The organism is Pantanalinema rosaneae CENA516 (assembly GCF_050753385.1).
Lineage (GTDB): Bacteria > Cyanobacteriota > Cyanobacteriia > Leptolyngbyales > Leptolyngbyaceae > Pantanalinema > Pantanalinema rosaneae.
Genome location: NZ_JBLZFZ010000050.1, coordinates 40,304 through 50,487 on the forward strand (window position 1 = coordinate 40,304; position 10,184 = coordinate 50,487).

At 49.3% G+C, this 10,184-nt stretch carries 10 protein-coding genes and 1 pseudogene; 7 read left to right on the forward strand and 4 right to left on the reverse strand.

The window, feature by feature from the left end; translation table 11 throughout:
- Positions 1-23 precede the first annotated feature (23 nt).
- Both ACN4EK_RS23800 and ACN4EK_RS23805 read left to right on the forward strand, forming a co-directional pair.
- Positions 24-1,799 carry a PQQ-dependent sugar dehydrogenase gene (locus tag ACN4EK_RS23800; RefSeq protein WP_431660799.1) on the forward strand — a complete coding sequence of 592 codons (1,776 nt, stop codon included), beginning with the start codon at positions 24-26 and terminating at the stop codon, positions 1,797-1,799.
- Positions 1,800-1,966: 167 nt separating this feature from the next.
- On the forward strand, positions 1,967-2,554 hold the full coding sequence (locus ACN4EK_RS23805; protein ID WP_431660800.1) for a VOC family protein: 588 nt from the start codon (positions 1,967-1,969) through the stop codon (positions 2,552-2,554).
- A gap of 88 nt (positions 2,555-2,642) precedes the next feature.
- On the opposite strand, the gene dcd is transcribed toward ACN4EK_RS23805, so the two are convergent.
- Positions 2,643-3,224, reverse strand: a complete 582-nt coding sequence (gene dcd / locus ACN4EK_RS23810; protein WP_431660801.1) for a dCTP deaminase — start codon at positions 3,222-3,224, stop codon at positions 2,643-2,645.
- A gap of 5 nt (positions 3,225-3,229) precedes the next feature.
- Complete coding sequence (locus ACN4EK_RS23815) at positions 3,230-3,766, reverse strand: P-loop NTPase family protein (protein ID WP_431660802.1); 537 nt, start codon at positions 3,764-3,766, stop codon at positions 3,230-3,232.
- A 223-nt stretch (positions 3,767-3,989) separates the two neighbouring features.
- Here ACN4EK_RS23815 and ACN4EK_RS23820 point away from each other — a divergent pair, with 223 nt between their 5' ends.
- From ACN4EK_RS23820 to ACN4EK_RS23840, 5 genes are all read left to right on the forward strand, one after another.
- A complete protein-coding gene (locus tag ACN4EK_RS23820; RefSeq protein WP_431660803.1) occupies positions 3,990-4,568 on the forward strand; it encodes an adenylate kinase in 579 nt (192 codons plus the stop codon).
- A 113-nt stretch (positions 4,569-4,681) separates the two neighbouring features.
- On the forward strand, positions 4,682-5,422 hold the full coding sequence (rph, locus tag ACN4EK_RS23825; protein WP_431660804.1) for a ribonuclease PH: 741 nt from the start codon (positions 4,682-4,684) through the stop codon (positions 5,420-5,422).
- Between the two features lie 267 nt (positions 5,423-5,689).
- Positions 5,690-7,699 carry a transketolase gene (gene tkt / locus ACN4EK_RS23830; protein WP_431660805.1) on the forward strand — a complete coding sequence of 670 codons (2,010 nt, stop codon included), beginning with the start codon at positions 5,690-5,692 and terminating at the stop codon, positions 7,697-7,699.
- 143 nt (positions 7,700-7,842) lie between these two features.
- The gene (locus ACN4EK_RS23835) at positions 7,843-8,199 is read left to right on the forward strand and encodes a hypothetical protein (protein WP_431660806.1); all 357 of its coding nucleotides are present in this window, start codon (positions 7,843-7,845) and stop codon (positions 8,197-8,199) included.
- A gap of 9 nt (positions 8,200-8,208) precedes the next feature.
- Entirely contained in the window at positions 8,209-8,424 is a 216-nt protein-coding gene (locus ACN4EK_RS23840; protein ID WP_431660807.1) for a hypothetical protein, read from the forward strand.
- Positions 8,425-8,440: 16 nt separating this feature from the next.
- Here the strand turns inward: ACN4EK_RS23840 and ACN4EK_RS23845 are convergent, their stop codons facing one another.
- Positions 8,441-9,610, reverse strand: a complete 1,170-nt coding sequence (locus ACN4EK_RS23845) for an HNH endonuclease (protein WP_431660808.1) — start codon at positions 9,608-9,610, stop codon at positions 8,441-8,443.
- Positions 9,611-9,761: 151 nt separating this feature from the next.
- A pseudogene (locus ACN4EK_RS23850) lies at positions 9,762-10,154 on the reverse strand (DUF1688 family protein); the annotation flags it as partial.
- Positions 10,155-10,184 lie beyond the last annotated feature (30 nt).

Consider the following 10,184-nt stretch of genomic DNA (forward strand, 5'->3'; position numbering starts at 1 on the left):
CAGGCGATCGCAGGAGCACAACCATGCCCGATCTTGCTGGCAACTCCCTGGATACGGCAACGTTATTAGCACTCACCACCAATCCCCAAAGTTGGTTCGATCAAGTTACCCCCCTGGCAAGCGATTACTACCGTTTCGATCTCGCGAGTCGCAGTCATCTCACCCTGTCGTTATCCGATCTGACGGCCGATGCCGATCTATTACTGTTAGACAGCAGTGGGACTCCCGTCACGATCGCAGACGTGGTACAAAGTTCCACCAATCCTGGTACTACCACCGAATTACTTACTGCCCTTCTCGACCCTGGAACCTATTACCTCCAGATCAGTGCTGCCCCAACCGTAACTACGGCTAATTACAGCTTTAATGCCATCAGCCGACCTGTTCCCGACCCGATCGCAGATGTGGGAATGATTCAAGGTTCGATCTGGAATGACCTGAATGGAGATGGCATCTGGGAGCAATTTGAACCGGGGTTAGCCGGATGGACAGTTTACCTGGATCAAAATCAGAATCAGATCTTGGATACGGACGAACTAGCTGTACTGACTGACGCTACAGGCAACTATCTGTTTACTGACCTCATCCCCGGAACTTATACCGTCGCCCAAGTCTTACAACCGGGATGGCAAGCGATCGCGCCTAATGCCACCGGCAATTCCTACACCATTGAGTTAAGTGCGGAAGGGATTGCCGCCGGAATTGACTTTGGCAACCGGGCTGACTTCGCACCGATTAGCTTAACTCCGATCGTCAGTGGTGTTCGGAGTCCCACCTTCATCACCCATGCCGGAGATGGCAGCGATCGTGTGTTTGTCGTGGAGCAAGGCGGACGGATCCAGATTCTCCAGAATGGTAGCTTCCTACCGACTCCATTTCTCGATATTTCCAGTCGGGTGCAGACTGGCGGCGAACAGGGATTACTGAGTGTGGCGTTCTCGCCCAACTATGCCACGAATGGGCAGTTCTATGTCTACTACACCAATCGATCGGGCAATAATGTTGTGGCGCGGTATCAGATCAGCAGCAATGGGAATGTCGCGGATCCTGCCAGTGAACAGATCGTGATTACCATCAATCACCCGACCTACACCAACCATAACGGCGGACAACTCGCCTTTGGACAGGATGGTTATCTTTATATTGGTACGGGGGATGGTGGCGGCGGCGGCGACCCGAATAATAATGCCCAAAATCCCAATTCCCTGTTAGGCAAGATCCTGCGGATTGATGTGGAATCTCCGGGCACAACCACCTACACAATTCCCACCACCAATCCCTTCCTGACAGCCACTGATCCCAATAATCTCTATCGCGATGAAATTTGGGCATTGGGATTACGGAATCCCTGGCGATTTTCCTTCGATCGGGTAACGGGTGACTTATATATTGCCGATGTCGGACAAAGTGCTTACGAAGAAGTGAATTTCCAACCTGCCAGTAGTGCCGGTGGCGAAAATTATGGTTGGCGGCAAATGGAAGGCTCGCAACCCTATATCCTCACAGGCGACCCTAGCAACTTTGTGCCGCCCGTGACCGAGTACAACCGCACTCAAGGGGTTTCGATTACTGGCGGCTATGTCTATCGTGGCAGTGCCGAATCTCGCCTCCAGGGCATCTATTTCTATGGCGACTTTGGCAACGGTAGAATCTGGGCACTGCGGCGGAATGCGATCGGCTGGGAAAGCCAACTGGTCTTAGATTCGCCCTATAGCCTGTCTAGTTTTGGGGAAGACGAGCAAGGCAATCTCTATGTTGCGGATTACTCTAGAGGAGGAATTTACCAAATTACCCTGTAAAAGTTAGTACACCCTTGACCGTCACTACCCGATCGCCTCAGGCTGATCTTTGGCGGGATAAATTGCCACTTGTTAAAATGGGGGTAATCGGTAGGCTGCGATCGCAGTAGCCTGACTGTTAATACGAACCTGTTAAGCTTCTCTGTAAACATCTTCTTATACACTTCATGACTCTGGATATTACTGGTCTTGCCGCTTTACAACCTGCTTTGCTGATTGGGGCATTGCCCGGTATCGATAGCCTGTTTTCCACGCAGGGCATTATGGTGATGCTGCTGGCAGCCTATGCCGCCGCCATGTGGATGTTTCTCACCAGTGCGCCCAAAGTGTTCACAATTATGGTGTCAGATCTAGAGTTAGCCCGCCAGCTTTACGAGGGCATGTTGGGCTTACCCGTCGCCGAAGTGCCGTTACACTACTACTACAACTACGAGCAAACTCTGGGGACTGCCGCGATCGATCCCCTCTATATGTCACCAGCGTTGGGTCGATCGACGATCGACACTGCCAGTAATCCAGGTGGGCAATGGTATCAATTGAAGAAAAATACCCAGTTGCATGTAATTGCTGGAGCCAGCCTGGGAGACAAGAATCGGCAGCGGCATGTGTGTTTCGATCGGGATTGTTTGGAGCAGGTACTCCTCCGCATCCAAATGCGGAATATGAAGTACAAAATCCGCCGCGAGAAGCCCCTCAACTTTCTGGTCAAAGACTACGAAGGCAATGTGATCGAGATGGCTGAAGTCTCCAATTAATCAACTTCTCTAGACCTCGAATACAAGAAAAAAGCCAGGGTGAATCATCAGTTCCTCTGGCTTTTTCGATGGTCACAATTCAAGCTACTTACACTCTGGCTAGCGTCACCTGTTCCGGTTGGTCTTGATATTTACCTCGCCGAGTTTCATAACTCACAGCACAGGGCGCACCTTCTAAGAACAGGAGTTGCACAACCCCCTCATTGGCATAAATCCGGCAATCAGCACTGGAGGAATTAGAAAACTCTAACGTCAAATACCCTCGCCAGCCCGCTTCTGCTGGAGTCAGATTGGCAATAATCCCACATCGGGCATAGGTGCTTTTACCAATACAAACGACTGTGACATTTTCCGGCACTTCCAGCCGCTCTAAGGCTACTCCTAACCCGTAGGAATGGGCAGGTAACACGAAATAGCTGCCATCGTGGTCTGTATGCAGTGCGGCAGGTTCTAAATTGGCAGGATTAAAGTTTTTCGGATCAACGACTGTACCGGGAATATGGCGGAAAATCCGGAATTCGGCAGGAGACAGTCTCAAATCATAACCATAACTACTTAAGCCATAGGAAATTACGGGGAGTCCATTGGTTTGCCGAACCAGGCTCGGTTGAAAGGGAGTAATCATCCCTTCTTTGGCTCGTTCAATAATCCAGGTATCGTTCTTAATCATAGTAACTATGGCTGATGGCTGCGGCGGAGTTCGGTAATTTGGTCGGCAACATCGAGGAGCGATCGCGGCATATCGGGGCCGGTTAAAATCACATCGACATGGCGGGGACGGTTGGCTAATAGATCTAAAACTTCGGCTTCTGCCAGCAGGTCAAATTTAATCGCCAGACTAAGTTCATCCAGCACGACCAGATCATATCTTCCCTGCATCACCGCATCTTGGGTAAACCGCCACAGATCCAGCAGCGATCGTAATTCCAGATCATCTAACTGAGGGGTATCGACACACCGGGGGAGATTGCAGCGCATCCAATCCAGGTTTTGCCCTAACTGCACTGGATGTTCATGCCCCTGGGCAATACCACCTTTGAGAAATTGCACCACTAACACAGGCGCACCCTGTCCGGCAATCCGCAGAGCTTGCGCCATTACATTCGTGAAGAAACTGCGATGGGCACAGGTAAACACCTGGACTAACCCTTCCACGGTATGCGTGGGGTAGCGGTTTGCCTCCAACCGGGGGGTTTCGACTTGTGAAACCATAATTCTTTCCTGAAGTCTTGAAGGGACGGGACGCGGCAATACAGCCCGAGGAATTTTAGGCTAGACAGAATATAGCGTACTTTTTCGGTTTACTCGCATCTAAAACACTAAATGTTGAATTTACTTCGAATTGCTATGTGACATTAAGAGTAGGCAATCGGTAAGCAGCAATAGACAATAGGACAGAGCAAGTACAGTCGCCGTAAGTCAAGGAGAACCGATTGTGAGACTGGTAGTGTTAGGTGGGCCGGGAGCTGGCAGGGGTACGCAGTGTGAACTTTTACGCCGTCAATTCGACATGATCTGGATCTCAACTGGCGATATCTTACGGCGAGCGATCGCGGCAAAGGATTCCGATGGCGACTGTCAGACCGAGTTGGGGCGGCAAACGCATCAATATGTCGAGCAAGGGGAACTCGTCCCGGATGAGTTAATGATTCAGTTTATGCGCCAACGGCTACTACAACCGGATGTCGCTAAAGGCTGGTTGCTAGATGGCTATCCCCGCACAGCCTTTCAAGCTGAGGAACTGGATTTTCTGTTAGATGAAGTTAACCAACAGTTAGATCAGGCGATTTACCTGGAAGTACCTGATGATGTCTTAATGCAGCGATCGATGGCGAGAGGACGGATCGACGACCAGCCCGAATCAGTGCAACGGCGGATTGACCTATTTCGTGAATGCACCCAACCGATGCTGGAGTATTACGAACTGCGAGATCGCCTACTACGAATTAACGGCAACCAGTTGATCGAGCAAGTCCAGCAGGAGATTCTAAAAAAATTAGGGGTAATTGTTTGAGCCAGTTGGGCGATCGCAGCACTTCTTAAGCTTTCCTATACTTCATTCGTGCAGGCTCACCAGTCTTTCTTGCACAAGGTATCCTGAGTCAAGAGTCTTGTGGGAGAAAGGCTATGATCAGCAGTCTGGAGAAAACAACAACCTGGCAGCGTCCTGACGGTCGGAGAGCCGACCAGATCCGTCCTGTCAGCTTTATTCGCAACTTCACACAATTTGCGGCAGCATCAGTCCTGGCACGGTGCGGCAATACCCAGGTGTTATGTAATGTATCGATCCAGCCGAAAGTGCCCAGATTTTTGGAAGGCAAGGGGCAGGGATGGCTAACCGCTGAATACCGCATGTTACCCGGAGCCACCCTGGAACGGCAGGAACGAGAGTTTATGAAGCTCTCTGGGCGGACTCAGGAAATTCAACGGTTGATTGGGCGCAGTCTGCGATCGACCTTAGATATGGAGGCGTTGGGAGAACGCACGATCATTGTCGATGCCGATGTGTTGCAAGCCGATGCCGGGACGCGCACCACTGCCATTACAGGTGGATTTGTTGCCCTCAAGGATGCCTTGGATCAATTAGTCGCACAAGGCGAATTAGAGCGATCGCCGTTACGCCATCAGGTTGCCGCGATTTCCGTTGGCTTAATCCACGACATGCCCTTCCTTGATCTAAATTACCCCGAGGATTTAGCCGCAGAGATTGACTTTAATGTGGTGATGAATGAGAACTTTGATCTGATCGAAGTACAGGGAACCGCAGAAGCGGGTAGTTTTAGCCGCACCCAACTCAATCAAATGTTAGATTTTGCCGAAGTGGGGATTAAAGATCTGTTTGAAGCCCAACGGCAGGCGTTTGTTTAAACTGAATTTTTCGGTTGGTTGCTCATTCCGGGAACGCGATCCAGTACCATCAAACTAATGCGCCTTCATCAAGGCGTGCGGAGTTCGGTGGGAGTTTACACCGACGGGGTTGGATCATTGTCAACATTCCGTTATAAACTGTAAACAATGAACAAATAGGTATAGTTACTTACTCTAATACCTGATCGCCCTGCATTGGATCGCCAACCGCGATCGCTCCATCCCCCTGTACACCCAAGCGCTAGCCGTTGTTGATTAGAGGAAGTCATGGCTGTTGCAACCACCCAATCTCTTGAAGAACTTTGTGTCAATTCGATTCGCTTTTTGGCGATCGATGCTGTTGAAAAAGCTAAATCGGGGCACCCCGGACTGCCCATGGGGGCAGCGCCAATGGCGTTTGTGCTGTGGGATCGATTCCTGCGGGTCAACCCCAAAAATCCCCAGTGGTTTAACCGCGATCGCTTCGTGCTATCAGCGGGTCACGGTTGCATGTTGCAATATGCTTTGATGTACCTCGCTGGGTATGATAGCGTTACCCTGGACGACATCAAGCAGTTCCGCCAATGGGGATCGAAAACCCCTGGACACCCGGAAAACTTTGAAACCCCTGGGGTAGAAGTTACGACTGGTCCTCTGGGGCAAGGGATTGCCAATGGGGTCGGTCTGGCAATGGCAGAAGCTCACCTCGCCGCTAAGTTCAATAAGCCTGACCTGACGCTGGTTGACCACTATACCTATGTCATCCTGGGCGATGGCTGCAACATGGAAGGGGTGTCTGGCGAAGCCTGTTCCCTGGCGGGACACCTGAAACTCGGCAAGCTGATTGCCCTGTACGACGATAACCACATTTCGATCGACGGCAACACCGAGATTTCCTTCACCGAAGATGTGGGTAAGCGGTTTGAAGCCTATGGCTGGCATGTGCTGCATGTGCCCAATGGCAACACGGATCTGGATGGCATTGCTAACGCGATCGCCGAAGCCAAATCCGTCACCGATAAGCCAACGCTGATCAAAGTCACAACGACGATCGGCTACGGTTCACCGAACAAAGCCAATACCGCCGGGGTTCACGGCGCAGCGCTGGGTGGTGATGAAATTAAACTGACCCGCGACAATCTCGGTTGGTCCTATGACCCCTTTGTAATCCCCGATGATGCTCTGGCTCACATGCGTAAAGCCGTCGATCGCGGGGCTAGCCTGGAAGCCGAGTGGAATGAACTCTGGGCGCAATACAAAACCAAGTATGCGGCGGAAGCGGCGGAGTTTGAGCGGCTCCTGAGCGGCAAGTTACCGGAAGGTTGGGATAAAGTCCTGCCGACCTACAAGCCGGAAGACAAGGAAGTGGCAACCCGGAAGCACTCGGAAATCTGCTTGAATGCCCTGGCTCCCGTCCTGCCGGAATTATTTGGCGGTTCGGCTGACCTGACCCACTCCAACCTCACCGAACTGAAAGGCTTTGGCGACTACCAAGCCGGACAATACCAGAACCGCAATATCCGGTTTGGGGTGCGGGAACATGGCATGGGCGCAATCTGTAACGGGATTGCTCTACATAACTCTGGCTTAATTCCCTACGGTGCCACCTTCCTGGTATTCACAGACTACATGCGGGCGGCGATTCGGCTGTCGGCTCTGGCGAATGTGGGCGTGATCTGGGTGATGACCCACGACTCGATCGCCCTGGGTGAAGATGGTCCCACTCACCAACCCGTCGAAACGATCGCCTCTCTGCGTGCCATTCCACAGTTGACTGTCATGCGTCCGGCGGATGGCACCGAAACCTCTGGCGCTTACAAAGTCGCCGTTGAGAACGCCAGTCAAAATCGTCCGACTCTGATTGCCCTGTCGCGGCAAAATGTCCCCAACCTGGCTGGTAGCTCGATCGAGGGTGTATCGAAAGGGGCATACACGGTCGTTGACTGTGATGGCACTCCCGACTTGATCCTGATTGGGACTGGCACTGAAGTCGGCCTGTGCGTAAAAGCGGCTGAACAACTCGCCAGCGAAGGCAAGAAAGTTCGCGTCGTCTCTATGCCTTCCTGGGAACTGTTTGAAGCGCAAGATGCCGCTTACAAAGAATCCGTACTACCTAAGGCAGTGACCAAGCGGTTAGCCGTGGAAGCTGGAATCAGCATGGGCTGGTGCAAGTACGTTGGGGCTGAAGGGGCAAGCATCAGCGTCGATCGCTTCGGGGCATCGGCTCCCGGCGGCGTTTGCATGGAGAAGTTCGGCTTCACCGTGGATAACGTCGTGGCTAAAGCCAAAGCCCTATAAGGCTAATCTCTGAATTGGCCATAACCCAATTCACCTGAAACAAAGCGGCTCTCTGAAGGAATTCAGGGAGCTTTTTTGTAGGCTTTTGGAATTTAGAGCTTAACAGAATTAATTTTTAGACAATTTATTTAGTACACTTGGACTTGCAAACTCAAGAAACTAGGCATCAAGATTTGTCAGATATTATTGTGGTAGTTCGCAATGAACGTGGAGTCAGTCTGGCATCCATAGAAGGAGAGTTGATTACAGTATTAATTGCAGCTGAAGGACAGGTTATTGATCAGCAGCCGGTTCGGTTTAGAGTTGCAGATGCTGTTTTCCTTGATCTCCCAGCCAGAAACTACACGGTCATCGTTCGTCACCCGTCTTTAAAGCCTACAGAGGCTCGATTAGATGTGACCTTACCTGAGAAAGCCATGCTTGGCGTAAAATACTTCTACAATGAAGCCAAACGGCAACTACTCAGAACTGAACTTGATATGCGTGATTTAAGAATTTGAGGAAGTTAAATGTCTGAACTTAAGCGCCATACTGCTGATCTTGAGTCAGTCCGAGCCTATCGGTTGCGAGTCTGGTCATATTGCGAAGATTTACTTCGAGAAACCGACCCAATCATTCGAGCTAATACAGCCCTTTACCTCGCAGAAGCGGCGACGACCTTAGCCCGATTAGAGTTTGAGGCAGCCCAAATACTAACAACCATCTCTTCTCATTCACCGTCGTAATAAGCTAATTTTTCTCTCAATACAGCTTCTTCCAACAACATAGCTCAAAGCGTCGTTGCAAAAACTGTTTGTTAGGTTGTAAAGCCTCTTCTTCAGGAATACGTAATTGTTTACCTTGTAAACTTCGATATTCAGTAGTTTGAAGGCTGGGAGCTAGACTAATTCGTAGACTGTCTGGGTTAATAGCAATAAGATTCAAGTCGAAAAGAGTATGCAAATCGGCTCGTAGAAGTAGCCCATTTGATGGAGCATTGTTTTGGGTTTCAACATAAGGAATTATATGAGCTGCTTCAAGCGCGACATCGGCATCAAACCCTGTAATTGCACATTTGTACTTATACGCTTGTAAAAGAAGCTGGCGAAACTGATATTGCCCTTGTCTTGAGGCAATTGAGATAAGTGTCTTTTGTTGAGCATCACTACTATCTTTTGGAGTAAAATTAAGAGTTTTACTTACTTCAACTAAAGTTTCTATTATAGTAGTTGAAAGAGGTTCTTCCTTAGCTAAAAGAGCTCTACAAATTTTTATTTGTGATAACGCTTTATGATAATTTGGATCAATCTTTAATGCTAATTCATAGGTATCAATAGCAGATTGATACTCTTTATTCTCCTTAAAGCTATTACCTCTTTCAAGAAAGACATCAATCAACCTGCGACCTCGCTCCTGCCGCTGTTGAATTAGAGAATGCTTATCCCATTCAGAATCGAGAAAAGGTGCAACTCTATAATCAAACCTAGCTCCTCCACGACCAAAATTAAAGTTTACACCTTTGAATTTTGATAATTTTGCAAGGTTTTTTTGCTCTAGTGGAACATCAAAATCAACAACTGAATCTAATTGGATACAAACAAAGAAACGTCCATCATAATCATCTACATATGCAGCACTTAGGCTTGAATAATCACCTCCTAAACGTCTCAACTGTCGATTTTCTGGTGCTGCTATCACATGACCTGCGGCAATAAAACCACTAGGATTGTTTCCCGTGTTGCCACTTCTTGTAAGGTAAGCTCTATCTCCAACTTGTATAAACTTTGAATTCCAAGCACTCCACTCTGTTTTGTAATAGCTTCCCGATGCGATCACATTTTTAATCAAAGCTGGAAGTTGTTTATTCTGAATTTGACCTATATGACTATCGTAGTATTCCTCCCCATTACAAAGAAAAACAAGCGTTTCCATTGTGAACACCTCAATTGAATTCTTCATTAAGAACAGGCAGCAACAACCATTATTTTTTGTTGTGCAAAGAGTAATGGTTTCTATTTTTAGAGTTCCCACGTAACCTGATTCTTAAACCAAGAATTCATCTTTTTTGCTCAGTTAGTAATCCTCAAAATACTGTGCCATCGCTCTGAATTTGAATTGGGGGCAGACCGTGAGGTGGACGGAGTTCGGCAGCGATTTGTCGTCCGGCAGTCCAGGTGCCGCCTTGGAGAACTTTGACGAGGGGGAGTTCAGTGGCAGTCATCCCCAGGGTTTGGCGGAGGGTATCGGCAATGCGATCGAGCAAAATGACTGTTAATGCCCGCCATTCCACAATCAGTTCTGAGTCAGGGAGGTGAGCATGTTGGAGGAGGCTGCGATCGCGGAGTTGCAACAAGCCTAAGTCCAGGCAAAGACCACCATTGCGATATTCTGGAAGTCCGGTTAGGTCATCTAACTCAGTAATGGTCAGACCGAGTTCCTGAAGTGGTTCCAGGAGGGAGTAGGTGAGCCATTGGGAAAGTTTGTGGACTGTCTCTTATACACATCT